The sequence below is a fragment of the Rufibacter sp. LB8 genome (assembly GCF_014876185.1).
GTDB lineage: Bacteria > Bacteroidota > Bacteroidia > Cytophagales > Hymenobacteraceae > Nibribacter.
In genome coordinates, this window is record NZ_JADALJ010000001.1 from 3602036 (window position 1) to 3626645 (window position 24610).

The 24610-nt window shown below is 50.4% G+C and carries 21 protein-coding genes; 18 read left to right on the forward strand and 3 right to left on the reverse strand.

Annotated elements, in window-relative coordinates:
• Window positions 1-8: 8 nt before the first annotated feature.
• The 6 genes from IMY23_RS15040 (at window position 9) to IMY23_RS15065 (ending at window position 7856) form a co-directional block, all read left to right on the forward strand.
• Window positions 9-1484: a TolC family protein gene (locus IMY23_RS15040; RefSeq protein ID WP_225986515.1), complete on the forward strand. Its 1476-nt coding sequence runs from the start codon at window positions 9-11 to the stop codon at window positions 1482-1484.
• Window positions 1485-1761: 277 nt separating this feature from the next.
• Entirely contained in the window at window positions 1762-2454 is a 693-nt protein-coding gene (locus IMY23_RS15045) for an ABC transporter ATP-binding protein (protein WP_192822884.1), read from the forward strand.
• A 10-nt stretch (window positions 2455-2464) separates the two neighbouring features.
• Complete coding sequence (locus IMY23_RS15050; protein ID WP_192822885.1) at window positions 2465-3706, forward strand: ABC transporter permease; 1242 nt, start codon at window positions 2465-2467, stop codon at window positions 3704-3706.
• Entirely contained in the window at window positions 3706-4887 is a 1182-nt protein-coding gene (locus IMY23_RS15055; RefSeq protein ID WP_192822886.1) for an ABC transporter permease, read from the forward strand. Before IMY23_RS15050 ends, IMY23_RS15055 begins: the two co-directional genes overlap by 1 nt.
• 304 nt (window positions 4888-5191) lie before the next feature.
• Window positions 5192-6574 carry a sigma-54 dependent transcriptional regulator gene (locus IMY23_RS15060; protein ID WP_192822887.1) on the forward strand — a complete coding sequence of 461 codons (1383 nt, stop codon included), beginning with the start codon at window positions 5192-5194 and terminating at the stop codon, window positions 6572-6574.
• Complete coding sequence (locus IMY23_RS15065; RefSeq protein WP_192822888.1) at window positions 6558-7856, forward strand: PAS domain-containing sensor histidine kinase; 1299 nt, start codon at window positions 6558-6560, stop codon at window positions 7854-7856. Before IMY23_RS15060 ends, IMY23_RS15065 begins: the two co-directional genes overlap by 17 nt.
• A gap of 494 nt (window positions 7857-8350) precedes the next feature.
• Here IMY23_RS15065 and IMY23_RS15070 read toward each other — a convergent pair whose 3' ends face one another.
• Together IMY23_RS15070 and IMY23_RS15075 are read right to left on the reverse strand one after the other, a co-directional pair.
• Window positions 8351-9895, reverse strand: a complete 1545-nt coding sequence (locus IMY23_RS15070; protein WP_192822889.1) for a tetratricopeptide repeat protein — start codon at window positions 9893-9895, stop codon at window positions 8351-8353.
• A gap of 173 nt (window positions 9896-10068) precedes the next feature.
• Window positions 10069-10977: a DUF72 domain-containing protein gene (locus tag IMY23_RS15075; protein WP_192822890.1), complete on the reverse strand. Its 909-nt coding sequence runs from the start codon at window positions 10975-10977 to the stop codon at window positions 10069-10071.
• Between the two features lie 410 nt (window positions 10978-11387).
• Here IMY23_RS15075 and IMY23_RS15080 point away from each other — a divergent pair, with 410 nt between their 5' ends.
• Entirely contained in the window at window positions 11388-12200 is an 813-nt protein-coding gene (locus IMY23_RS15080; protein WP_192822891.1) for a septal ring lytic transglycosylase RlpA family protein, read from the forward strand.
• Between the two features lie 224 nt (window positions 12201-12424).
• Window positions 12425-13330: a toxin-antitoxin system YwqK family antitoxin gene (locus tag IMY23_RS15085; protein WP_225986516.1), complete on the forward strand. Its 906-nt coding sequence runs from the start codon at window positions 12425-12427 to the stop codon at window positions 13328-13330.
• Window positions 13331-13810: 480 nt separating this feature from the next.
• Here the strand turns inward: IMY23_RS15085 and IMY23_RS15090 are convergent, their stop codons facing one another.
• Window positions 13811-14164: a YraN family protein gene (locus tag IMY23_RS15090; protein ID WP_192822892.1), complete on the reverse strand. Its 354-nt coding sequence runs from the start codon at window positions 14162-14164 to the stop codon at window positions 13811-13813.
• Window positions 14165-14252: 88 nt separating this feature from the next.
• On the opposite strand from IMY23_RS15090, the gene lipB reads away from it, so the two are divergent.
• The 10 genes from lipB to gldN all read left to right on the forward strand — a co-directional run bounded on the left by lipB (window position 14253) and on the right by gldN (window position 24385).
• Complete coding sequence (gene lipB / locus IMY23_RS15095) at window positions 14253-15023, forward strand: lipoyl(octanoyl) transferase LipB (RefSeq protein ID WP_192822893.1); 771 nt, start codon at window positions 14253-14255, stop codon at window positions 15021-15023.
• Window positions 15007-15411: a hypothetical protein gene (locus tag IMY23_RS15100; protein ID WP_192822894.1), complete on the forward strand. Its 405-nt coding sequence runs from the start codon at window positions 15007-15009 to the stop codon at window positions 15409-15411. The genes lipB and IMY23_RS15100 overlap by 17 nt, the downstream gene beginning before the upstream one ends.
• Before the next feature lie 76 nt (window positions 15412-15487).
• Complete coding sequence (locus tag IMY23_RS15105) at window positions 15488-16543, forward strand: glycosyltransferase family 4 protein (RefSeq protein ID WP_225986517.1); 1056 nt, start codon at window positions 15488-15490, stop codon at window positions 16541-16543.
• Window positions 16540-17670, forward strand: a complete 1131-nt coding sequence (locus tag IMY23_RS15110) for a DUF4271 domain-containing protein (protein WP_192822895.1) — start codon at window positions 16540-16542, stop codon at window positions 17668-17670. Before IMY23_RS15105 ends, IMY23_RS15110 begins: the two co-directional genes overlap by 4 nt.
• A gap of 58 nt (window positions 17671-17728) precedes the next feature.
• Window positions 17729-18520, forward strand: a complete 792-nt coding sequence (locus IMY23_RS15115; RefSeq protein ID WP_192822896.1) for a uroporphyrinogen-III synthase — start codon at window positions 17729-17731, stop codon at window positions 18518-18520.
• Window positions 18521-18657: 137 nt separating this feature from the next.
• The gene (locus IMY23_RS15120) at window positions 18658-19620 is read left to right on the forward strand and encodes a type IX secretion system membrane protein PorP/SprF (protein WP_192822897.1); all 963 of its coding nucleotides are present in this window, start codon (window positions 18658-18660) and stop codon (window positions 19618-19620) included.
• A gap of 200 nt (window positions 19621-19820) precedes the next feature.
• Window positions 19821-20837 (forward strand): SUMF1/EgtB/PvdO family nonheme iron enzyme, encoded by a 1017-nt coding sequence (locus IMY23_RS15125; protein ID WP_192822898.1) that lies wholly within the window; start codon window positions 19821-19823, stop codon window positions 20835-20837.
• Between the two features lie 74 nt (window positions 20838-20911).
• Entirely contained in the window at window positions 20912-21706 is a 795-nt protein-coding gene (gene gldL, locus IMY23_RS15130; RefSeq protein WP_192822899.1) for a gliding motility protein GldL, read from the forward strand.
• A gap of 57 nt (window positions 21707-21763) precedes the next feature.
• Entirely contained in the window at window positions 21764-23353 is a 1590-nt protein-coding gene (gene gldM / locus IMY23_RS15135; RefSeq protein ID WP_192822900.1) for a gliding motility protein GldM, read from the forward strand.
• A 21-nt stretch (window positions 23354-23374) separates the two neighbouring features.
• Window positions 23375-24385: a gliding motility protein GldN gene (gene gldN, locus IMY23_RS15140; protein ID WP_225986518.1), complete on the forward strand. Its 1011-nt coding sequence runs from the start codon at window positions 23375-23377 to the stop codon at window positions 24383-24385.
• Window positions 24386-24610: the final 225 nt, after the last annotated feature.

Below are 24610 nucleotides of genomic sequence, written 5' to 3' on the forward strand. Positions count from 1 at the left end.
CGGAAACCATGAAAAAGACTCTATTATATATAGTGCTGGCCTCGGTGCTTTTTATGGGGGAAACCCAGGCGCAACAAACTGCCACAGACGCATTGTTGGCCCGCAGGTTAACGCTCCAGGAAACCATTGATTTGGCCCTGGGTTCCTCCATTGCCAGCAAGCAGGCCGCCACCAACAAAACCAGCAGTTACTGGCAGTACCGCACGTTCAAAGCCGACTACAAACCGCAAGTCACGCTCAGCGGCACCTTGCCAGATTTCTCCCGCAGCATTATTCCCGTGATTCAGCCCGATGGCACCACAGATTTCAGGGCGGTGTCTTTGAGTAATTCAGATGTGGGCGTGTCCATTAGTCAGGCGGTGGGGTTAACGGGTGGGCAGCTGTTCCTCACTTCGCAGAGCCAGCGGTTTGATGATTTCAACCAGGGCATTCGGCGCTACAACAGTTTTCCGGCCATCATCGGGTTCAGGCAGCCCATCTTTGGGTACAACGCTCTGGCCTGGAACCGGAAAGTAGAACCGCTCCGCTTTCAGGAGTCTGAGCGGCAGTTCCTGGAAGACCGTGAGACCATTGCTACGGTTGCTACCCAGCGCTTTTTTGATGTGTTATTGGAGCAGGTGAATTACGAGATGGCCACCAAGAACGTGGAAAACAACCAGGCCCTGTTCAAGATTGCCGAAGAAAAACATAGGTTGGGCCGCCTCTCCCGGAACGAGCTGCTGCAACTGAAACTGAGTTTGATGAACGCCCAGATGGCCAAGGCCCAGGCTTCTACTGAACTCAAAACCGTGGCCATGCAGTTCGCTGCTTACGTGGGCTTGCCCAAAGGCGAAAAAGTGGCCGTGCAATCGCCCACCGTGGTGCCAGAATTACAAGTTGAAGAACAAGTAGCCCTGGAACAAGCCCAACGTAACCGCAAAGAACGCTTTCAATTTGAACGCAAAGTGCTGCAAGCCCAACAGCAAGTAGCTGAGGCGAAAGGCAAAGGCGGGTTCAACGCAGATCTGTACGCCACCTTCGGGTTGACCAAAAGCGCCAGCAACTTCTCTGAAAGCTACGCCCGTCCTGAGAACCAACAGCAAGTGATCCTGGGGTTCAGCGTACCCCTGGTAGATTGGGGCCGCCAGAAAGCCAGCGTGAAAACCGCCCAGGCCAACCTGCAACTCACCCAATACACGGTAGAACAGGAACAGACCGCCTTCGAGCAAAGTGTCTACACCCAGGTAAACCAGATTGAATTACTCAAGGCGCGGCTGCAACTCACCTCGTCGGCTGATTCCATTGCCCAGGAACGCTATGACATTACCAAGGCCACGTTTCTGGTGGGGCGCATCAGCATCACAGACCTGAATATTGCTTTGCAAGAAAAAGACCAGGCCCGCCGTGCCTACATCACCGCCCTGCAAGATTACTGGATTGCCTACTACCGCCTTCGAGCGCTTACTTTATATGATTTTGAGCTAGGTAAAAGCCTCACCCCCTAACCCCCTCTCCAGCTGAGAGGGGGAACCCGGCAGATGCGTTTTCGGCTCCATTTCCGGAAATGAAGCCGAAAACGGAAATATGATTACGCATTTCGTCCCCCTTTGAAGGGGGTAGGGGGATGACAAGGACAGCTGAAGTAACATGAAAATCACTTTGAAACGATCATGAAATGATTCTTTTAAATTACACTATCAGCACGAGTAAAACATACCTCTACCCCCTTCAAAGAGGGACGAAGAAGAGAAATAGCACATTAAAATATTAGCACATCAGACTATGATCCAGTTACAAGACATTGAAAAAGTCTACCGCACCAAGACCATTGAGACGGTAGCCCTCCACCGCGTGAATTTGCACGTGGAACGCGGCGAGTTTGTGTCCATCATGGGGCCTTCGGGCTGCGGGAAATCTACGCTGCTCAACATCATGGGCTTGCTGGATGAACCCAGTTCCGGTCAGGTGATCATTGACGGACAACTTGTGAAAAACCATTCAGACCGCCAGCTGGCCAAACTTCGGAATGAAAAGATTGGGTTTGTGTTCCAGAGTTACCATCTGATCAATGACCTGAGCGTGGTAGACAACGTGGAGTTGCCCTTGCTCTACCGCAACGTGTCGGGGAGTGAGCGGCGCAAGCGGGCGTTGGCAGCGCTGGAGAAAGTAGGCCTGAGCGCCCGCACCAAACATTTTCCCAATCAACTTTCGGGTGGGCAGCGGCAACGGGTGGCCATTGCCAGAGCGTTGGCCGGAAACCCCGAGATTATTCTAGCCGATGAACCTACCGGCAACCTGGACAGTGTGATGGGCGAGGAAATCATGGACATTCTGCTCCGTCTGAACCAAGAGGAAGGCACCACCATAGTGATGGTGACCCATGACGAGCACATGGCTCTCAAGACCAACCGCCTGATTAGGTTCTTTGACGGGCAGCAGGTGGCAGACTCACACGTGTTAGAAGCGCAGATTTAACCCCACGGCCATGCTTAAGAATTACATAAAAATTGCCTGGGCGGTACTGCAACGCCGAAAGTTCTTCACCTTCATCAGTTTGTTTGGCATCAGTTTTACCTTGATGGTGCTCATGGTGGTGACCTCGTTGTTTGACCACGTGTTTGGTCCCCAGATGCCGGAGCGCGAAACCGACCGCCTGCTGTTTGTGAACATGCTCAAAGAGGAAACCAAGGAAGGTTATAGCAGCAGCGGCCCGCCCAGTTATTACTTTCTGGACCGCTACGTGAAAAAGCTGGAAACCCCCGAGAAAGTCTCCATCAACTCAGTATTCATAACGGTCAACAGCTACGTGAACAACAAGAAACTGGCCCTGGACCTCAAGCACACAGACCAGACGTTCTGGGAGATTCTGGATTTTGAATTTCTGGAAGGTAGGGCTATCAGTCAGCAGGAAGTGGAAAACTCCAGTCATGTGGCCGTGATCAACCAGCATACCCGCACCCAGTACTTCGGGGCGAAGGAGGCTTTGGGGCAACCCATTGAGGTGAACCAGGTGAAATACAAGGTAATAGGCGTGGTGAAAGACGTGTCTGTGCTGAGGCTCAACTCTTATGCAGATGTGTGGGTGCCCATTACTCTTAAGCGCAATGAATTCAAGGGGCCTAGCCTGCGAGGGTCTTTCTTCGCCATTCTGCAGGCTAAAAAAGGAGGAAGCCTCACGGAGATGAAAGAAGAATACGCCCGCATGATGACGCAGGTAGAGCCCTCCAACCCAAAAGAAAAAGCCAGCCTGTACTCTTTCCCAGACACTATTCTGGAAACCTTCGCGCGTACGTTATTGGGTAAGGGCAAAGATTCAAATGTGGCTATGTTTTACAGCCTGATTTCCCTGGCGGCGTTCTTGTTCATGCTCTTACCCACCATCAATCTGGTGAACATCAACATCAGCCGTATTCTGGAGCGCTCCTCAGAGATTGGGGTGAGAAAAGCGTTTGGGGCCTCGTCTTGGGTCATTATTGGCCAGTTTGTGGTGGAGAACGTATTCTTGACCTTGCTGGGCGGAGTGCTGGGTTTTCTGTTAGCGGCCGGCGCGCTGGCGCTCATCAATGACAGCGGTGTGATTGTGTACGCAGACCTGGGGCTCAACCTGCGGGTGTTTGCCTGGGGCTTGCTGCTGTGCCTGGTGTTCGGTTTGATTTCTGGGGTGTACCCCGCGTTTAAAATGTCACGTCTGCACGCGGTGCAGGCCTTGAAAGGAGGGTCCAAATAATGTTACGCCATCTGTTTACCTTGATCTGGAACCGGAAGAAAAGCAACTTCCTGTTGATCTCTGAGATTTTCTTCTCGTTCCTGGTGCTGTTCGGAGTGCTGAGCTTCGGGCTGTACAATTACCACAACTACACCAAGCCGTTGGGGTTCGCCTATGATAATGTGTGGAGCCTGTCACTTAGGTCTGCCTCAGACTCCATGGCGCAGAACCTGCTGGTGCAAGACCAGCTGATGCAGCGGGTGCGGAGTTTTCCGGAGGTGGAGCACGCAGCTTTCTCCAGTGACAATACGCCGTTCTCTTTCTCCACCATGAACAGTCCGCTGTCTTACGGAAACGTGAAAAACCTGCACGCCAACATGTATGAAGTGGAGGACAACTACAAAGAGGTCTTTCAGCTGGACGTACCACAAGGGCGATGGTTTGGGCCACAGGATAAGACCTCCTTGCATCAACCCATTGTGATTAACAGAATGTTGAAGGAACAGTTGTTTGGTAAGGAAGAAGCGCTGGGCAAATTGCTGCCGGTTGATTCCAGCCACTACCAGGTGGTGGGCGTGGCGGATTACTTTAGGGCGGGTAGTGAATATGGCGCAGAAGAGCCCGCATTTTTTACCCGTATCAATAGAGAAACAACAGAGGAGCCACGCACGTGGGGAAATCTGCTGTTGCGCCTGAAGCCCGGTACCGGCGTGGCGTTTGAAGCTAAAATGATGAAAGAACTGGGCAGCATTGCCAAAGGCTGGACCATGGAAGTGACTACGCTGGAGAAAATGCGCCAGAATAAATCTAAGATGACGCTGGTGCCGTTGCTGGCCTTGGGGTTGGTCTGCGGATTTCTGGTGTTCAATGTTGCGCTGGGTTTGTTTGGCGTGCTCTGGTACAACATCAACCGCCGCTACTCAGAGATTGGGTTGCGCCGCGCCATTGGAGCTTCTTCGGGCCAGATCAGAAACCAGTTTGTGGGCGAAGTGCTGGTGATTGCCACCTTCGGGTTGTTACTGGGCTTGTTGTTGGCCGTGCAGTTCCCGTTGCTAGATGTGTTTCAATTGTCGCCGGTCATTTACTGGCAGAGCATTGGCTTGGCCGCCGTCTTGATATTTCTGCTGGCCGCGGTCTGCGCGTTGTACCCCAGCCAGCAAGCCGCCAAAATATATCCGGCGGTGGCGCTGCATGAAGAGTAATGCCCCACCCCAACCCCTCCCCAACGGAGAGGGGCTTTCTTTAGATTGCGTTTTCGGGCTCGTTTTCAGAAATGGGCCCGGAAACGCATTTCTTTCACCTACAATAAACTGGCCTGAGTCTCCAGACTCGCACAAGGTATTGTCAGACATTTGAATTTCCGTTTTTGGCTTCGTTTTCAGAATTGAGCCCGAAAACGCCTTTCCTGATAGCCCCTCTCCCTTGGGGAGGGGTTGGGGTGGGGCTAAAAAGGCTTCGGCCATTTGCCCGAAAAAAGGTAACTTCCATCCTCGTACCAACACCACCATGATTTTAATTATTGACGATGACCTGGCCGTGCGGGCCTCCCTGAGCTTGCTCCTGAAACAGGCCGGCTACACCACCGCCCAAGCCGACAGTCCCGAGGAAGCGCTGGCCGTCGTGCGCCGGCAGGTGCCGCAGTTGGTGCTTCTGGACATGAATTTCTCCATCAATACCACCGGTGAAGACGGCTTGCAACTGCTCGGGCAACTTAAGAAAGCGCACCCAACGCTACCGGTCATTTTGATTACGGGCTGGGGCTCCATCAACCTGGCCGTAGACGGCATTAAAGGCGGCGCCGCTGATTTCATCACCAAGCCCTGGAGCAATGATTACCTGCTGCAGGCGGTGAAGACTGCGTTGGACCTGGCCAAAACGCCGGTAGAGAAAAAACTTGGCAAACTCAGCCGCCCGCAACTAGACACCGAGTACGATTTCTCCATGATCGTGGGCGAAGACCCAGGCTTGCTGCAGGTGCTGCGCAACGTGGGCCAAATCAGCGCCACAGACGCATCAGTGTTGATTGAAGGCGACAGCGGCACGGGCAAAGAACTGATTGCCGAAGCCATCCATAAAAACAGCCACCGCAAGAAAGCGCCGTTTGTGAAGGTAAACCTGGGCGGCATTTCGGGGAGTTTGTTTGAGAGCGAGATGTTCGGGCACCGGCGCGGCGCGTTCACAGACGCCAAAGCCGACCGCGTAGGTCGGTTTGAGATGGCCAACAAAGGCACTATTTTCCTGGACGAGATTGGCGAACTGGACATGGCAAGCCAGGTGAAACTCCTGCGCGTGCTCCAGGATCGCACCTATGAAGTATTGGGCGACAGCCGCTCGCGCAGCTTAGATATCAGGGTTATTTGCGCCACCAATCGCAACCTGCAGGAAATGGTGCACGAAGGGAAATTCCGCGAAGACTTATATTATAGAATCAACCTGATCACCGTCAAACTGCCCGCGCTGCGTGAGCGGCCTCAAGACATTCCGTTGCTGGTGCAGCACTTCGTGAACAACCTCAAGAAAACCTACCACAAACAGGAACTGCAGGTGAGCAGCAAAGCCTTGAAATGGCTACGGGAACAGCCGCTGCCCGGCAACATCAGGGAACTGAAAAACCTGGTGGAGCGCACCGTGCTGGTGTCTGGCAAAAGCCTGCTAGATGTGGAGGATTTTCAGACGCACCTGCAGGGCAGCACGCGTAAGCTGGATGAAAAACTGTTGCCCAGCGTGGGCGCCATGACCTTAGATGAACTGGAGGCCAACATGATCAAAAAGTCCATGGCCTATTACCAGAACAACGTGAGCAAGGTGGCCAAAGCCCTGGGCGTGAGCCGCGGCTCTCTGTACCGACGGCTGGAAAAATTCAACATTCCGTATGACGCTGCGGAGTAAATTTATCTTGACAGCGACATTGCTGTACGCAGCCATGGGTTTTCTGGCCTGGCAACTGCTGCAATATGATAAATGGTTGTTTATTGCCTGCGAGGCCCTGATTTTGCTCAGCCTGGTGTTAACCGCCAAGCTCTACACCGCCTTCGTGCGCCCCTTGAATTTAATGGCCGCCGGCATAGAATCCATCAAAGACCGCGACTTTTCCATCAAGTTTCTGGACACCGGCCAGCCGGAAGTGGACCAATTGATTGCCGTCTACAACCAAATGATGGACGAGCTGCGCGAAGAGCGCGTGGTGCAAACCGAAAAACATTTCCTGCTGGAGCGCCTGATTGAAGCATCGCCGTCTGGCATTATTCTCCTGGACACCCATGACCGCGTGGCTGGCGTGAATCCTGCTGCCGTGACTTTGCTTCAGGCTTCGGGGAAAGAGGTAGTGGGCAAACCGCTCACTGAATTGCCCAATCACTGGGGAAAATCACTGTCAGAATTGCCCAAAGATGCGCAGCGCGTGCTTCGGCCCAATGGCATACAGACGTACCGCTGCCGTAAAATCAGGTTTTTGGATAGAGGCTACCACCGCTATTTTATCTTACTAGAGGAACTCACCCAGGAACTGCTGGAGAAAGAGCGCAATGCCTACGAAAAACTGATTCGCATGATGTCGCATGAGATCAACAATTCCATTGGCGCGGTCAACTCTATTTTGCAGTCCTTTTCCTATTTCTCACCGCAACTCAATGCCAACACCCAGCCAGACTTTGACGAAGCCCTGCAGGTCTGCATCACGCGCAACCAGAACCTGGCGGGCTTTATGGCCAATTTCGCGAATGTGGTGCGCATTCCGGTTCCGCATAAACAGGAAACAGATTTACACGCGCTGCTGCACAGCATTCATAGATTGATGCAGCCTAGCTTTGAACGAAACAGCGTGCGTTGGGAATGGGAATTGACTGAGCAGATGCCGCCTGTTTCTCTGGATGTGCAGCAAATGGAACAAGTCTTGATCAACGTAGTCAAAAATGCCCTGGAAGCCACGGAGCCCCACGGTTGGGTAAAAGTTAAAACCAACGCCTCACCGCCGCAACTATTAATTCAGGACAACGGGAAAGCCATTACCCCCGAAGTACAGGAAAAGCTGTTCTCTCCGTTTTTCAGCACCAAAGCCAACGGCCAGGGAATTGGCTTGACCATGGTGCGGGAGATTCTGATGCAGCACGGGTTTGCCTTCTCGCTTGAGACCGGTTCTGACGGCGTGACTACCTTTCAGATTCAATTTTAAACGAGATAAGATTTCCCGTTTTCGGGCTTGTTTCTGGAAATGAAGCCAAAAACAGAAAGTCCAGTGTATCTTAAGCAGACTCTAACCTACCAGAACCACTGTACCGCTGTTCAGGATTTACCAATCCTGAACCACTCTGTCGGGGATTTCCTAATCCCCGTTACTATCCAGATGGAAAAAAATGTGCACGGGGATTGATAAATCCCCGACAGATAACTTCCGGATTGGTAAATCCGGAAGAGCGTAAAAGAGCGGAAACACTTTCCCTGCTTCAAGTTTTCAACTTGGAGCTTTTAACGGAGCAAGCTTATCAACTTGCTTATGCTTTTGGTAGGTAAATAAGGAAGTTTGTAAACTTCCATCATGGGCAGCCACCAGTTGGAAACTTGCGGGAGGAAAAGCTGGTAGAGGCAGAAAAAGAAGCGTTTAAGCTAAGCAGCAATTCCTGTTTTCGGGCTCAATTTCAGAAATGAGCCCGAAAACAGGAAGTTGTTTTAGTTGCTGGCTTGCGCGAACTTCTGGGCGTAGCCGCTTTTCTCGAAGAAGGCTCTGGCGTCTGTGATTTCCAGAATGTCTTTGATGGCTTGCTTCTTGTCTGTGGCTTTCTGGTAAAAGGCTTCGCAGATTTTGTAGCCCATGTAGTAGCCTAAATCGGCGGGGCGGTCTGGGCGTTCCTGGCTGCCGTTGCCTAACCAATTGTGGCTTCGGTCTAAATACATTTCCTTCTCAAATTCCTGCCAGATCTGTTTCTCTCTTGGGTTCGCGAAGGCGTGGATGCGTTGGTTGATGTTCTGCCCAGAGATGAGTTCGCCTATGAAATCGGCCATGCCTTCTGCCAGTGCGTTGGAAAGCAGCGTGGTATCGTTGCGCTGTACTTGTATGAAATGGATGAGTTCATGGGCTATGAGCACCGGCACGTTCTGCACGTAATCATAATTGTTGCGCTCCCAGAGGTTCATTTCATGCATGGGCACGTCTGCAGTGCGGGAATATTGGTCAATGCCAATCAAAAGTCCGTTCTCAGAGGCCGTGCCCGCCGAGGTGTAGCGCCCAATCACAAAATACACGTTAGGGAACGAAGCGGCTGGGTACAACTCCTTCATTTTTCTAAAGCTGGCGTAAATGCCTGCCTTCATGGTGTCCACGGCCAGGGTATTCTTCCGGATGGCTTTAAAAAAGTCGGTTTTGTTGTGCAGGTTGCTCAGGAACTGTTCCACAGACCCAATTCTGTTCTGGTAATAATCCTCCAAACCCAAAGACGCCTTCCCGAAGTATTCTTTCTCAAAAATCTGTTCTTTCTGGGCGGGGTTTTTAGCGGCCATGTCATAGGCTTTCCAGAAGTTGTGTACGTCTGTGGTCACCAGTTGGGCTTTCATGGGGTCACTGAGCAAGGCCTTCTGCTTTTCCAGTTGCTTGACCAAATGGTGGTATTTTTTCTCTTCGCGCAGGGTGCGCAGGTCATCGTCTTTCTTGAGATGGTCCACGTCTTTGTAGCCCACGGCCACGGCTTGTTGCAAGGCTTGCAGCGCTTCTTTTTTCTTGCCCATAAGCGCGTAGCCACAGGCCATATTATATAGAGTGGTGCGTGCGTGTTGACCTTTGGGCGTGGCGGCCATAGATTGCCTGTACAAATCTACCGAGGCCTGGTAATTCTTGTTGGCGTATTCGGCGCTAGCTTTTTTGTTGAGTTCCACGTGCGGGGCCGGCGTGAAATACGAGAACACCAGGTCAATGGTATCTTGGCCGTTGGTCACCTTGAACCGTTCATGCGCTTTGTTCTGGTACTGGAACGCAGCACTGTCTTGGCCGGTGCGAACGTGCATGGTCTTAGTTCGGTTGGCCGGGCCAATGCGCACCAGGCGCTCTCTGCTGGTTTCGCTTACTTTAAAGGTGAATTTGAACGTGGCGCCTTTGAGGTCAATCTGCACGGTGTCATGCGGCGCGCGCAAAACTGGGGTGGTGGCTTGCGCCGAAAGAAGGGACGGTGACAATAAGGCCAGGACCAGGCAGGCATTCCGGAAGAGATGTGATAAGTTCATAGCAGTATCGTTTTCAAGGACATAGATGCCAGCCTCTTGAAAACGGTTGCCTCCCTTCGGGAAAATTCTTCTGAAGTATCTTTCTAAATTAAGCCTGGAACACGCGCTGGAATTTCCGTTTTCGGCTTCATTTCCAGAATTGAGCCCGAAAACGGAAATTCCTCTCAACTTATTTAAAACAAGCTGCCCTGCACAAACTGCTGCACTTTCTCTGGTTTGGCAAGCGTAAGGCCGGTGCGCGTTTCCAGTTCTTTCACAAAGTGCACCAAGGCCGGCGGCGCGTGCATGATGTCTTTCTGGTGCATGAAAAAGTAAAGCGTGTGCAGACCTTGGTCCAGCCATTGCTGAATGCGCTGGGCCCAGGCGTTCAGGCGTTCATGGTCTGAGGGCACCAACCCGTGGCCGTTGAACCTGATCATGGCCACGGGCGTGGTCAGGCGCATGTGCAGCACGTCTCTTCGGCCGGCTACGTCTGTGAGTACGGTGCTGATGTTGCGTTCCTCCAGCGTCTGGAAGGCCAGTTGGGTCACGTCAGATTCCTTGAACCAGTTTTCATGCCTGAACTCCACCGCCAGCGGCACTTCTTTTGGGAAATTAGCCAGGTATTCGTCCAGCACTGGCCAGTCATCGGGCCCAAAGAACGGTGGAAGTTGCAGAAATGCCATTCCCAGACTCGGGCCCAAGCCTAAAATTGCTTCGCAGAATTGTTGGGTAGGCTCGCCCACGTGGTGCAGCAACTGGTCATGACTAATCACCTGCGGAAGCTTAGGGCAGAACACAAAACCCGGCGGCACGGCCTGTCGCCAGCGGTTAATGGCGGTGGCGTCTGGGATTCTGTAATAGGTGGTGTTCATCTCAAGCGTGTTGAATTGCCTTGAGTACCAATACAGTAGCTGCGCGTCTTGCGCCCCGGCCGGATAATAGGTGCCCACCCAGGGTTTGTTGGTCCAGGTAGGGCAACCTAGGTACAGGCTGGGTTTGGTAGGGCGCTGGGCCTGGGCCAACACCCGGGCCGTGGCAGGGTGGTCCAGAGGCAAGGTGAAATCAACCTGGCTAACGTCTGGGAGGTATCCGAAATCCATGCAATTGAATATTGAAAATTGGCTATATCATGACTAATTGGGTACGCAATCCACTAAAAAATGGGCGGGTCTGCTAACTTTTTGAGAAAAAAATCATTTTTTTTCGGGCCTTTCTATTTTTCCAAGGATGTTGGCTTATCAATAAAACCATATGGACTTCTTAAAATTGCGCCCTAACGGCTGTAAGGCCAGAAAATGGCTTAAAGGAAAGCTTTAAGTTTGGCATACCACGCTTTATAACTATTGTTATATTTTCTATTTCATATTTTGAACTTTAATGCAAATTAATATAACTTTAAAATGTTTTGCAAAGTGCAGACTAAGGCGCAAATGGACAGTAAAGCTTGCATTGAAAAATTATTTACTAATTTTGTGCCCTTAGAATTGATGTTCCACCAACTAATCCTACAATGGGGATACAGAAAATTTACTATGCAGTTGCCGTTCTTTTTATTTCTTTCTTCAGCTTTCTCCCTGCTGCTTCTGCGCAAGAAGTAGGCGACGAGCAAAACGGGGTAGCTTCATGGTATGGTTCAAAATACCACGGCCGCCGCACCAGCAGCGGCGAAGTTTATAACCGCCACAAACTCACAGCCGCCCACAACGGCCTTCCGCTTGGCACTAAAGTAAAAGTCACCAACCTCACCAACGGCGAGAGCGTGGTAGTGAAGATTAACGACCGCGGCCCGTTCAGAGGCGCCCGCATCATTGACCTCTCAGAAGCCGCCGCCAAAAAAATCAAATACCGCAGCGCTGGCCTCGCAGATGTGAAGGTGGAAGTGCTGGAATTGCCAGAGGCTTTCCTGGCCGCCCGCGCCAAAACCAGAAAACCAGTCACTGACGTACCAGAAGAAGCAGTTTTGGCCGCTGCCACTCCGGCTGCCCCAGTAGCTGAGCCAGCCGTAAAAGCAGAAAGCCCAGTGCCCGCCGCACCCACCGCGCCGGCCGCTTTACAAGAGCAGTTGTATGTGATTCAGGCCGGTTCCTTTGGGAGCAAGGAGAACGCAGAGTCGCAGATTGAGAAACTCCGCAGAATCTACCAGAAAATGCCCATTGCCCGCCGCGAGGAAACTGTGAACGGCAAAACGGTGCACCGCATTATGGCGGGTAGGTTCAACAGCAAAGCAGAGGCCGACAAAGCCCGGAAAGAGCTGCAGAGCAAAGGCTTCCAGGGCTTGGTGAAAGAAATGGCCGAGCCTACCGTAATCGCCAGCGCCAACTAACCGTTAATCTCGGGAAATTATTTAGGGCCAAGCCTGCTTCTGCGGGCTTGGTTTTCCTGTTTTCGGGCTCATTTCTGAAAATGAAGCCGAAAACAGGAAATTCTGAATTAAATAGCGTTTATTTTGTTTCCTTAAGAACCGGCAACTGCGTGGGGTTGACCTCCCGCGCATACCAGAATTCGCCGCAAACCGTTTAAGGAAGAAATTTAGAAAGCGTGATGACCATGGGTTTTAAGAAAGCGTGGGCAAGTTTGCCGCTGGTGCTGGGCCTGGCGCTCTGCCTGGGAAGTGCCCCGGCGGCGCAGGCGCAGATTATTGGCAAAGAGAAAAAGAAACTGTTCTTCTGGCAGAAAGACAAGGCCGCGGTGCTGGACCCCGCAGACACCGCCGCGGTGGTGGTAGATTCCCTGTCAATTCCTTCCCTGGAAGTGGCCGCCAAAGACAGCCTCACCGAGAAAGAGAAGAAAAAGTCCAAGAAGAAGAAAGCCTATTTTGGGTACCGCGTCAAGAAAGGTTTTGCCAAGCAGGGCCGCGGCAACAGCCTGGTCATAGAGACGTTCCATTACCTGCGCGAATACAAGGAGCCCAACCCCTACGTGCAGGACAAACATTACTATGATATAAAGAAGCGCCGCGTTTTCAAGGCCAAAACCCTGGACCCCAAGAAAACGCCCATGTTCATCTTGCACGGCCCCTACACCAAAAAGCGGAACGATATAGTTATTGAGCAAGGCTATTTCTACATGGGCGCCAAGCACCTGCGCTGGGAAACCTTCCGGCCAGACAGCACGCTCATTCAGCGCATTCACTATGACAAAGGCTTTTTGCGTGACGCCGAAATCTCCTATTATGACGCCGCCAGGACCAAAATCAAGGAAGTAATCCCCTACCAATACGGTGAGGTGCAGGGCGAATACCTCAAATTCTACGAGAACGGCCAGGTGGAATGGCAGGGCCTATATGACAAAGGCCGAAAAGTAGGCACCTGGATTAATTTCTATGATTTCAGGGGCCGCCGGCAGTTTGAGTTCCAATACGCCGAGTCAGGCTTTGACCCGCCCAAAGAACCTGTGCTGGTAAAACAGTATGACCGCCACGGCGCGCTGGTCTTCGAGAAAAAAGACAAGTAAGAAGAAGCCTCTGGCCTTCAATTTAATTCCCGTTTTCGGGCTCATTTCCAGAAATGAGCCCGAAAACGCAAAATCCCTCCCAGGTTTCTAACACTTGGGAGGGATTTTTCTTTTGCGCTGGACTTCATTCCCTCGCCAAATCCGTTGGCGCGAGTGTTAAGCGCAACGTCAATCGTGCCAGAGGATTTTAGGGATTAACGCTGGTATAGATGGTTGTTCTGTAATATGACGGGAATGATAACGGCCTTGTCTATCGCAAGTTTAGGCGAAGCCGTAACTTGTGATAAAACACTGGGTCAGTTTATCAACTGACGTAAGTTTACAAACTTACAGAGTGAACAGCCAAAAGGTACTGCTTCGCCTAGACTCGCGGCAGAGGCAACAGGGCCTGGCGTTTCCGTTTTTGGCTTCGTTTTCAGAAATGAGCCCGAAAACGGGATTTCGCTAACGCGGAAGATGTGGATTGGCTCTGATGTCACCTTAATGGAAGGCGTCTTCAATGTGCAGAATCTCCGGTTGGTGGTTTCGCCAGAGAATGGAGATCACGTCAAACCTGACCTCATGTTGCCAGTTGATTTTCTCCAGGTAGTGTTCGGCGGCCAGGTGCAGCATCTCCTCTTTGCGCGCAGACACCGCCTCCTCCGGAAACCCGAACGCGTGCGTGCTCCTGGTTTTCACTTCCACCAGAATGAGCAGCTTGTCTTTTTTGGCGATCAAATCCACCTCGGCGCGGCGGTACCGGTAGTTGCGGTCCAGAATCTCGAAGCCTTGGCGTTGCAGGAATGCTTCGGCGGCGGCTTCGCCCTGTTGGCCCAGGTGGCGGTTATGCGTCATTTGTTCGTTCTTAGTTAAATGAGTAATTTGCGGCAGTTAATTCTTTCTAAAGCACTTATACGGAAAGAATGCCAGCCCTTGCAGTGCCATGGGCGCCTTTACGTTAGCACTTTACGCCATCTTTGTGCCCCTGAACAAACACATACAGCTTGAGAACCTGGGTCTGGTAGATTACCAGCAGGCCTGGAATTACCAGGAGCAGCTGCTGAAAGACGTGCTGGCCGTGAAATCGGCTAACCGGGATTTGCCCGAGGCAGAGCGCCAGTTAACTCCCAATTACCTGTTGCTGTGCCAGCATCCGCATGTGTACACCTTGGGCAAAAGCGGGCACCCGGAGCATTTGTTGCTCAATGAACAGGAGTTGGCCCAGAAAGAGGCTACCTTTTACAAAATAAACCGGGGCGGCGATATCACGTACCATGGTCCGGGGCAGTTGGTGGCCTACCCTATCCTTGATTTAGAGAATTTTTTCACAGATATTCATAAGTACCTGAGGCTGTTGGAGGAGGCGGTTATCCTCACCCTGGCAGATTATGGCCTGCACGCGGGCCGCATTGACGGGTTAACCGGGGTGTGGCTTGATTTTGAGGAGCAGCGCAACCCGCGCAAGATCTGTGCCATGGGCGTGAAGTGCAGCCGCTGGGTGACCATGCACGGCCTGGCGCTCAACGTGAACACAGACCTGGGTTATTTTGGGCATATTGTGCCTTGCGGCATCACAGACAAAGCTGTCACGTCCATGCAGATGGAACTGGGGCAAGCTGTTTCTATACCAGCGGTAGAAGAGAGATTGGTAGCCCACTTAGGGAGCCTCTTCGCCGCGCAAATTGCTGAACACACGCATGAAGAAAGACATTGATTTCCATCAGGTAGAAGGCGTTTCAGTGGCGGTTGCCCATGAGGTGAACGAGCTGGGCGGCGAAGAATGGAACGTGTACCTGATCAATAATAATAATTTTTACCTGGAGAATGTACTCGTGGCCTCAAAAGGGTATGGGGAGCAGGACGGGCAGGAAGTAAAGACCTCGGTTTTGCGCCATATGTTTGACCAGGTTGCGCCCAAAAGCGCCCTGCAGATTGAACCCCTGGACCCGGCCTTGTTTCATCTCACCAATGAGTTCTGGGTGAGTTATTACATTGGCAAGAACATTCATGACAAGCGGTTTCTGTTTGTGCCGGGCAGTATTGTGGAGGAAAACCTGATCCAGATTTCCATTTTAGAGAAAAAAGGGGTGCTTCATTCTTAACCAGAAAGCCTGGCCGCCGTTCTTGAACCCAGACCGGTGCCCGGGCGCTGATACTATTTACTTTTAAAGGCCATCAATGAAATTTTTCACCTACCTGCTTTCCTTTAGTTGGTCGTTTTTCATAGCCCTGTTTGCCATACCGTCTATTGTGTATGTGGCGCACTTGAAGAACATTCTGGACCAACCCAACAAGCGCACGGTACACGTGTCGCTTACCCCCAGGCTGGGCGGGTTAGGAGTATTTGCCGGGTTTATGTCGGCCCTCACCATCTTCGGGATTCTGGACAACGGCGTACAGCAGGTGCTGGCGGGCTGTATTATCCTGTTCTTCGGCGGTTTGAAAGATGACCTGGTTTCCATTTCGGCCTTTAAGAAATTTTTCATGCAGGTGCTGGCCACGGGCGTGGTCATGTTCATTGCTGATATCAGAATCACCAGTTTCCAGGGAATTTTAGGGGTAGAGGAATTGCCCATTGGCATTAGTTACGCCTTTACCTTTTTCACCATTGTGGGTGTGACCAACGCCATTAACTTGATTGATGGACTAGACGGCCTGGCAGGTACCATTGTCACCATCATTGTAGCCACATTTGGGTTCTTTTTCTGGCATGCCCATGTGGAGGCCTATTCTAACTATGCGGGCGTGGCGGTGTGTCTCATAGGCGGTTTGCTGGGCTTTTTGCGCTATAACTTCTACAAAGCCAGAATTTTTATGGGAGATACCGGGTCATTGCTCTGTGGCTTTGTGGTGTCTGTGATGGCCATTCAGTTTATAGAGTTGAACCGTCACCCGGAGATGTACAATGCCTATCCGGCCCCGGCGGTGGCTTTAGGGGTGTTGTTTGTGCCGCTGTTTGATACAGTACGGGTGTCCCTGATCAGGGTGTTACGTGGCGTGTCACCGTTTGCACCAGATAAAAACCACATTCACCACCGTATTCTGGCTATGGGCTTCAGTCAGGTGGCTACTGTGTTGATTTTAGCTACGCTGAACCTGTTGGTGATTGGGTTTGTGTTCGCGTTCTCTCATTGGGGGAATCTGGTGTTGCTGCTCTGCCTGTTGGGTTTCTCTATTATCTTAAGCATTGTGCTGGGGCAGAACCCCCCCAAAACGGTTAGTACAGCAGAATGAAGCAGTTGCAAGGCATAGTTCTGTGCCTTTTGTTGTGTGTGAGTACTGGGTATGCTCAGGCGCCGCTTTTAAAGCCTCTGCTGACCTCTGACTGGTTGGTGTACCAAGGCCCAAAAAACCAATTGGTGCCTTATCTACCCGGGTTCCATGAAGAGCACCACGCCCTTTACCAATGGGTCACCCTGGATGCCTATACCAACCCGCAGGTAGAATTCGCGGCGCGGGCGCAGTTATGCCTTTATGTAGACAACAAGCTGGTCTTTTTAGCTGATTCTGCGGCCAGGTACACCCTTGATTTCTCTCAATTTCTGACACCAGGCAAGCAGCACCTGCTGACGGTGTGGCACCCCAGGCAACAGCCCAATTATACGTCCTTTAGAATTCCCCAGGCAGAAAGCGCCCGTCTGAGCCCTGCCCGGGCTGCCGTTTTGAAAGTGCAACCCCGGCAGTCAGATACGCCTAGAAGCGCCTTGGTGCTGTTCATGCTGATGGTGGGTCTCATTTATGGCGGTCTGCGGTTGACCTTCTACTCTGATTTTGCCAGTATATTCACGGTTTCCAACTTCACCAAGATTTCTACCCTGGAAGAAGGATTGCTGGCCAAGCCCATTGGCACCTGGTCAAGTTTACTATTCGTGCTGGCATTCTCGTTATCCTTTGCCTTGTTGATTGTGACGGTGCATGAGGAAGTGGAGAATCTGGCGCTCCTGAACCAACTGTTCACCGCCACGCAGGCTGACCTGGTGTCAAAGGTGCTGTTGTACACGGTCCTGATTTTTCTTTTTGTGGTGTTCAAATACCTGTTCCTGCGCCTGATGGGGTTTATTTTTGGCGTAATGGACATTGTGCTGACCCAGTACCGGGAGTTTTTACGCACTCTGCTGGCGTTGGGGGTGTTCCTGCCGCTTATCATGTTGCTCTACTTAGGCCTGGCCAAGTCAACGCCGCAGGTAGTGTATTGGATTGCCAACGTGAGTATTACCGTTCTGCTAGTTTTCACAGTATTAAGGACTTTCAACACCGTCAGTAAAAAATATTCCCTCCAAAATCTACATTTATTTTCCTACCTTTGCGCCACAGAAGTGATTCCGTTGATGATTTTGCTCAAATTAATTGTTTTTGTGTAAGAAACGTTGTCACCAAAAAGAGGCTCAAAAGATTACATTTGTTTAATTTTTTCTAAACATGGCTGACGGTAAAGAAACGTTGGGTGCGGACAGACATTCAAAGAAAATCTCCAGTATTCTGGTAACGCAGCCTAAGCCGGCAAACGATAACTCGCCTTACTTAGGAATAGCTGAGAAATACGGGATAAAGGTAGATTTCAGGGCGTTCATTGAGATTGAGCCGGTGTCTTACAAAGACTTTAGAAAGGACAAAGTATCTATTCTGGACCATACGGCCATTATCTTTACCAGCCGGAACGCGGTTGACCATTTCTTCAGGATTTGCGCGGAAGGCAAGATGGAAGTGCCCGCTGAGATGAAATACTTCTGTATTTCTGACCAGACGGCCTATTATCTCCAGAAATACATTGTGCTTCGCAAGCGCAAGCTCTTCATTGGTGGCAAGACCGCCTCTGATTTGTTTGACGTGCTCAAGAAACACAAAGGCGAGAAGTTCCTGTACCCATGCTCCAATATCCGCAAAGAGGATATACCGGAATTTATGCGTGCCAACGGCTTTGACTTCACAGAAGCCACCATGTACCGCACCGTCGCCTCAGATTTGTCTGACCTCGCCGAGGTGAAGTATGACTGCATCGCGTTTTTCAGCCCATCTGGTATTCACTCCCTGTTTGTGAATTTCCCAGATTTCAAGCAGAACAATACCCGTATTGCCGCCTTTGGTCCTACCACGGCCCAGGCGGTGCGTGATGCAGGCCTGGAGTTGGATATTCAGGCGCCTATGCCCAATGCGCCGTCCATGACAGGTGCCATTGAGGTGTATATTCAACAACATACTGGTAAAAAGTAAAATAAGCGCTACTTTTCTATCGTTTGTGCGTAGCAAGGCTGTACCTATGAGCATAAAACCAATTTGGTGGTAAACTGAATTATTGGTAGCTTATGCCCAGGCTTATAAGCAAGCAAAGCGTCTAAACGCCCTCCAGAATGCGCAAACATGTACTCTTCCTTCTTTTCTTTTTGATGACCGCTGGCTTTGCTAAGGCACAACAACTGCCTCAGTTCAGCCACTACGGTTTTAACGGCCAGTTCATCAGCCCTGGCTATTCCGGAATTTCTGGCCAAACAGAGGTCAATGTGCTGTACCGGTACCAGTGGCTGGGCTATGGCGGTTCCTTTGATGCGGGCGGCTCTCCTAAAACGGCACTTTTTACCTTGTCTGCACCCATTTCTGCGTTGAGAAGCGGAGTGGGGCTGGTAGTAATGAAAGACGAGATTGGCGCGGTAGATATTTTCAATGCGCAGCTGTCCTATGCTTTTCATCTTAAGCTAGCAGGGGGAACGCTGGGGATAGGGGCGCAAGCAGGCATCACCAACATGAGCAAAGGTGGTTATCGGCCCAATGATCTAGGTGATACAAAAGTTCCCTTTAACAGCTCAGACAGAAAGTATGATGTGGGGGCAGGTTTGTGGTACCAGCATACCAACTGGTATGTGGGAGCGGGCCTGACCAACCTGTTAGGATCTGTCTATGAATTTGAGAACGCCCAGGGTGACCAAAATATGAGTACTGTCACTGGAGAGAAGCATTTAATGGTCACAGGTGGCTATACCCTGGAACTTTCTTCTTCTATTGCCGTAACACCAACGGCCATTTTAAAGCAGGATTTAAGCGCAGGGCTTTCTTCTGTTGAAGCCGGTGGCCGGGTAACGTTTAACAGTAAGTTCTGGGCTGGGGCGGGTTACCGCTTCGGGGAGGCGGCTACAGGTTTGCTCGGAGTCTACCTATTGAAAAACAATGCTTTGAGCTTTGGGTATGCGTTTGATTTCACGGTAGTAGACGCAGCAGCTAAAAGCCCTACTTCGCATGAGGTTATGCTAGGTTATAGACTGCCTAAATCTCAGAATACTGCAAAACCCCCTATCAAGACTCCGCGGTATAATTTCTAAGTTGAGGAGAAGGTATGCTTCGCATACGTTTGATGGAGTTGATATTAAGACCCTTTTAAAATATTATTTTCTTAACAACGTTAATTGTTTATTCTTCAGGAAAAAACAATAATTTTGTTTTTGAAAACAGTTCTATATATTTGCTATCTTATAACTAATTACGCCAAGTGGTAGCGCCATTTCTTTACAAGTCCAAGATTATGAATAAGTTTTTACAGTTTTCTGCCATTGCGTTGAGCGTCGTTTTGATGGCGGGTTGTGGGATGGGAAGAACCTCTGAGGGGGATCTGATAGGTGCAGGAGACCGGCCTGAGTTTAACCCCCAGGAAGTGCCTTTTGGTATGGTTGCCTGCCCGGGCGGAACGTTCCACATGGGGCAGACAGATCAGGATATTGCTGCCAGCATGTCTAACCTGAACAAACAGGTAACCATTGGCGGTTTTTACATGGATGAGACTGAAATCACCAACAATGAGTACCGTCAGTTCATGGATGCCATCCGTCAGGACTCATTAGATGTATTGGGCGAAGAATTTGTGATGACCCAGTTGTATCCAGACACTACCGTATGGGTGAAAGACTTTACCTACCACATGGGTGACCCATTGATGGAGTACTACTATACGCATCCCGCCTTTGATGACTACCCGGTAGTAGGCGTGGACTGGAACGCGGCCAAGTATTTCAACAACTGGCGCACCAAGCACAAGAACAACTACAACACTGAGAATGGACAGGCGCCTATGCCAAACTTCAGATTGCCGTCTGAGGCAGAGTGGGAGTATGCTGCTCGCGGTGGTCGTGATTTGGCTACGTACCCATGGGGTGGTCCTTACCTGCGTAACGCCAAAGGCTGTATGCTAGCCAACTTCAAACCAGGTCGTGGTGACTATTACAGTGACGGTTTCACGTATACTGCGCCAGTAGGCCAGTATTATCCAAATGACTTTGGTCTTTATGACATGTCTGGCAACGTGGCTGAGTGGTGTGAAGACGCTTATTCTGAAGCTACTGTTCCTATTGTATGGGATTTGAACCCTACTTATTATAATGACGCAGAGCCCCGTAAGATTGTACGCGGTGGTTCTTGGAAAGACATTGCCTACTTCCTGGAGACAGGCGTGCGTAACTTTGAATTCCAGGATTCTGCCCGTTCTTACATAGGTTTCCGGAGTGCCATGATTTACATTGGCCGTTCTGAGGACCGCGAATTCTAAGCAACTTAATCACCTTTCATTATCATTTAGTTTAATTCTGAACGTAACACTAACAATCTAAATCTGTCAAAACGATGAGCAAATCAAGAGGTAACTTCTTCTATGATAAGGTGATGCCAAAAATCTATGGCATTGGTGCAGCAGTAGTAATTATTGGGGCTTTGTTTAAAATTCTCCACTTACCTGGTGCAGATGAAATGCTGATTGTTGGTCTGGGAACAGAGGCCGCTATCTTCTTCTTAAGTGCTTTCCAGCCTAACCCGCCGCATGAGCCGGAGTGGGAGCGCGTGTACCCACAATTGCGTGATGATTATGATGGTCCATTGCCAAGTGTGCCTAGCACGTCTGGTGCCAATGTAACCGGTGATTTAGATAAAATGCTGCGTGATGCCAATGTAACACCAGCTACTATCAGCTCACTAGGCCAAGGCTTGAACCGTTTAAGCGATACTGCTAACCAACTGTCTGATGTAACAGATGCCACCGTGGCTTCTAAAGAGTATGCTACCCGTCTTCGTACGGCTGCTGGTTCTCTGGACAAAGTAAACGAAGCATATGGTGCCACAGTAGAAGCGGTTACCCACATGGCTAACTCTACCAAAGATGCCCAAGCGTATCATGCCCAAGTGGTGAACATCACTAAAAACCTGGGTGCTCTGAACGCGGTGTATGAAATGGAATTGCAAGACGCCAACACACACCTTAAGTCAATGAACAAATTCTATGGCAACTTAACCGTGGCTATGGAGAACTTGACGCAGGCAAGCCAAGAGACAGAGCAGTTCAAAAACGAAGTAACCAACCTTACTAAGAATCTGCACTCGTTGAACAATGTTTATGGCAACATGCTAAATGCCATGAGAGGATAACCTTTGCCAATCCTAAAGAAATTAAGTTTAACTAAACGGTAAACACAAAAGGATACTATGGCTGGAGGAAAAGAGACCCCACGGCAGAAGATGATCGGGATGATGTATCTCGTATTGACGGCGCTGCTGGCCTTGAACGTAAGTTCTGCAATACTCTTGAAGTTCCAATTCATTGATGCTTCCCTTATGGAAGTGAATGAAAAAACTGTTGCTGACAATAAAGGAGCCGTGAAAGGTATTCAAGCGGCAGTAGCAGAAGGAGCGAGTACGGCAAAAGATAAACAAGTTGTAGAGCAAGCGCAGCAGGTAAGTGCTAAAACCGCCGAAATGGTGCAGTACTTACGCGGCCTTAGAAAACAACTGGAAGATGAGACAGGCGGAAAAGACCCTGAGACAGGCAACTACAAAAAGCCAGAGGCCAATGAGGTTGTGAATGTACTCATGATTGGCACCGGTAATGGCAAAGGATATGAGCTGGAGAAAAAGCTGAATGAATATGCCACGTATATTCGTCAATTCAACCCAACCGTTCCTGTTAAAATAGCCATGGGTGGTAAAGAAGACCCACGGGTAGCCAACAACAAAGAGCAACGCAAGAAAGACTTCGCCCGCCTTAATTTTGAGGAAACCCCAATGGTAGCCGCTTTGGCAACCTTGGCCCAGAAAGAGTCTGAAGTTCTGAAATATGAAGCAGAAACTTTGTCTAAACTGGCCCAACAGGTAGGTGCTGAAATCCTGAAGTTCGAAAAAATATTTGTAGCCGCCAGTGCTGAGTCAAAGACCGTTGCTGCTGGTACCAAGTATAAGGCCGAAATGTATTTGGCTGCTTCTTCAGATGCCATTACTCCGCAGATGTCAATAGACGGGAGGCCAATTCAGGTGAAAGCCGGACGTGGACAGATTGAGTTCACGGCAAGTGCTGGAAACTATGACGCTGAAGGCAATGCCAAGAAATCCTGGAAAGGAACGGTGCGTTTCCGTCAGCCATCTGGCCGTGATACCACATTTCAGGTAACGCAAGAGTACATAGTGGCTAAGCCGGTCATGCAAATTCAGTCTGCCGCTATTAACTCATTGTACTTTAACTGTGGGAATGAATTGAACATTCAGGTGCCAGCATTGGGCGCCAACTATGAGCCTTCTTTCTCTGCTTCTGGGGCAACCGTTATCAAAGGCGCTAAAAAAGGATTCGTGACGTTGATTCCTAACGGAAGAAACGTGAAACTGAACGTAAGCAGCGGCGGAAACCTAATTGGTTCACAAGATTTCACCGTGAGACTGGTGCCTAGACCACAAGTGGTTGCTTTGGCAAATGGCCGACCAGTAGATGTAGTGAAAGGTATGGCGGCTCCTGGCCCACGTACGTTAACAATTCAGGCGGTGCCAGATGAAAGTTTCAAGAACTTATTACCTAAGGAAGCGCGTTACAGAGTAACACAGTACACCGTGTACTTAGTGCGCGGTAACAGACCAGTAGGTCAAGTGCAGGGCAATTCACCTAACGTCAACATCTCTTCTCTAGCGGCGCAAGCCAGAGCCGGAGACCGGATAGCCATTGATGTGAAAGAGATTCGCCGTATGAACTTCCGTGATCAGCAGGAGGTTGTTCCTTCTGATAATTCAAGTATCAACATTCAGCTTAATTAATACCTAATTTACCCTAGTACCATGAAGAAGTTAATTGTGTTGGGTTTGGTGGGCATGCTGAGCATCCCAATGGTAGGTACTGCCCAAAAGCGTACCACCAAGAAAGCCACAACCACCTCTGCCAAAACGCAGCAGAACGCAGCTGCCAAAGCTGCGCAGGAGAAGGCTGCCCAGGAGGAGTTGGCTCGTCAGCAGGAAGCGCAGAGAATGTCTGAGCAGGCACAGCAATTAATGACTACTTCTGCTGCCGCTAACCCATCAGCGCGACCTATTCCAGCGTCTGATGTGATGTACAAGAAAACCGTTTGGCGTGCTATTGACCTGCGCGAAAAACAAAACCGCCCTATGTTTTCCAACGGAAAGCAAATCTCCAAGGTGATTGTAGATGCGGTGAAGCGCGGTGAGTTGCAGGCTTATAGATCAGATACGCTTAACACCCCTATCACGGTACAGGAGTTCATCACCAACATGAGCCCTTCCAACGCCGTAGGTGGTTTAACCGAAGCTGAGAAACAAGCCGGTTTTGATCAGCCTGCTGCTGCAGATGATGGTTGGGGAACGCCTGCTCCTAAAGGAAAAGATGGCAAGCCCGCCCCGGCAGCTGCCCCTATTTCCAACGAGCTGATGGCCAATGAAATGTACAAGCTGGAGTTGAAAGAAGACGTGGTCTTTGACAAAAAGCGCTCACGCCTGTACCATGACATTCAGGCCCTGACCTTGATTATGCCGGCCAAATACAACAACCTGGGTTTTGAGAAGCCAATTGCTTCTTTCAAGTTCGCTGATTTGGTAAAAGTATTCAAGGCGCATCCAGAGGAAGCCATCTGGTTCAACGCCCAGAATGATGCCCAGCACAAAAACCTGGCAGACGCCTTTGATCTTTGGTTGTTCAGCTCTTACATCACCAAGGTGTCTAACGTGAATGATGCCCGCTTAGACGAGCAGTACGGCGCCGGTAAAAAAGGATTGTTAGCTGCCCAGCAAGCCATGGAAGAACTCATTGAGTTTGAGTATAGCCTGTGGAGCTACTAATAATAGAAACCATAAAAAAAGGGAGGCCCAACGGTCTCCCTTTTTTTATGCCCTTTTGGGAACAGGTGGGATGGCTTCTGATTTGGGTAGGCTTTCCCGTTTCCGGGCTCTGTTTTCCAAATGAGGGCAAAACCGCGCTTTCCCATTTACAGGCTCTGTTTTAGAAATAGAGGCAAAAACAGATTGTACAGATTGCCCAATTTCCCGTTTTCGGGCTCATTTTCA

Coding starts and splice junctions, on each gene's coding strand:
- IMY23_RS15040 (WP_225986515.1), top strand. CDS start 9: ATGAAAAAGACTCTATTATATATAGTGCTGGCCTCGGTGCTTTTTATG.
- IMY23_RS15045 (WP_192822884.1), top strand. CDS start 1,762: ATGATCCAGTTACAAGACATTGAAAAAGTCTACCGCACCAAGACCATT.
- IMY23_RS15050 (WP_192822885.1), top strand. CDS start 2,465: ATGCTTAAGAATTACATAAAAATTGCCTGGGCGGTACTGCAACGCCGA.
- IMY23_RS15055 (WP_192822886.1), top strand. CDS start 3,706: ATGTTACGCCATCTGTTTACCTTGATCTGGAACCGGAAGAAAAGCAAC.
- IMY23_RS15060 (WP_192822887.1), top strand. CDS start 5,192: ATGATTTTAATTATTGACGATGACCTGGCCGTGCGGGCCTCCCTGAGC.
- IMY23_RS15065 (WP_192822888.1), top strand. CDS start 6,558: ATGACGCTGCGGAGTAAATTTATCTTGACAGCGACATTGCTGTACGCA.
- IMY23_RS15070 (WP_192822889.1), bottom strand. CDS start 9,895: ATGAACTTATCACATCTCTTCCGGAATGCCTGCCTGGTCCTGGCCTTA.
- IMY23_RS15075 (WP_192822890.1), bottom strand. CDS start 10,977: ATGGATTTCGGATACCTCCCAGACGTTAGCCAGGTTGATTTCACCTTG.
- IMY23_RS15080 (WP_192822891.1), top strand. CDS start 11,388: ATGGGGATACAGAAAATTTACTATGCAGTTGCCGTTCTTTTTATTTCT.
- IMY23_RS15085 (WP_225986516.1), top strand. CDS start 12,425: ATGGGTTTTAAGAAAGCGTGGGCAAGTTTGCCGCTGGTGCTGGGCCTG.
- IMY23_RS15090 (WP_192822892.1), bottom strand. CDS start 14,164: ATGACGCATAACCGCCACCTGGGCCAACAGGGCGAAGCCGCCGCCGAA.
- lipB (WP_192822893.1), top strand. CDS start 14,253: ATGGGCGCCTTTACGTTAGCACTTTACGCCATCTTTGTGCCCCTGAAC.
- IMY23_RS15100 (WP_192822894.1), top strand. CDS start 15,007: ATGAAGAAAGACATTGATTTCCATCAGGTAGAAGGCGTTTCAGTGGCG.
- IMY23_RS15105 (WP_225986517.1), top strand. CDS start 15,488: ATGAAATTTTTCACCTACCTGCTTTCCTTTAGTTGGTCGTTTTTCATA.
- IMY23_RS15110 (WP_192822895.1), top strand. CDS start 16,540: ATGAAGCAGTTGCAAGGCATAGTTCTGTGCCTTTTGTTGTGTGTGAGT.
- IMY23_RS15115 (WP_192822896.1), top strand. CDS start 17,729: ATGGCTGACGGTAAAGAAACGTTGGGTGCGGACAGACATTCAAAGAAA.
- IMY23_RS15120 (WP_192822897.1), top strand. CDS start 18,658: ATGCGCAAACATGTACTCTTCCTTCTTTTCTTTTTGATGACCGCTGGC.
- IMY23_RS15125 (WP_192822898.1), top strand. CDS start 19,821: ATGAATAAGTTTTTACAGTTTTCTGCCATTGCGTTGAGCGTCGTTTTG.
- gldL (WP_192822899.1), top strand. CDS start 20,912: ATGAGCAAATCAAGAGGTAACTTCTTCTATGATAAGGTGATGCCAAAA.
- gldM (WP_192822900.1), top strand. CDS start 21,764: ATGGCTGGAGGAAAAGAGACCCCACGGCAGAAGATGATCGGGATGATG.
- gldN (WP_225986518.1), top strand. CDS start 23,375: ATGAAGAAGTTAATTGTGTTGGGTTTGGTGGGCATGCTGAGCATCCCA.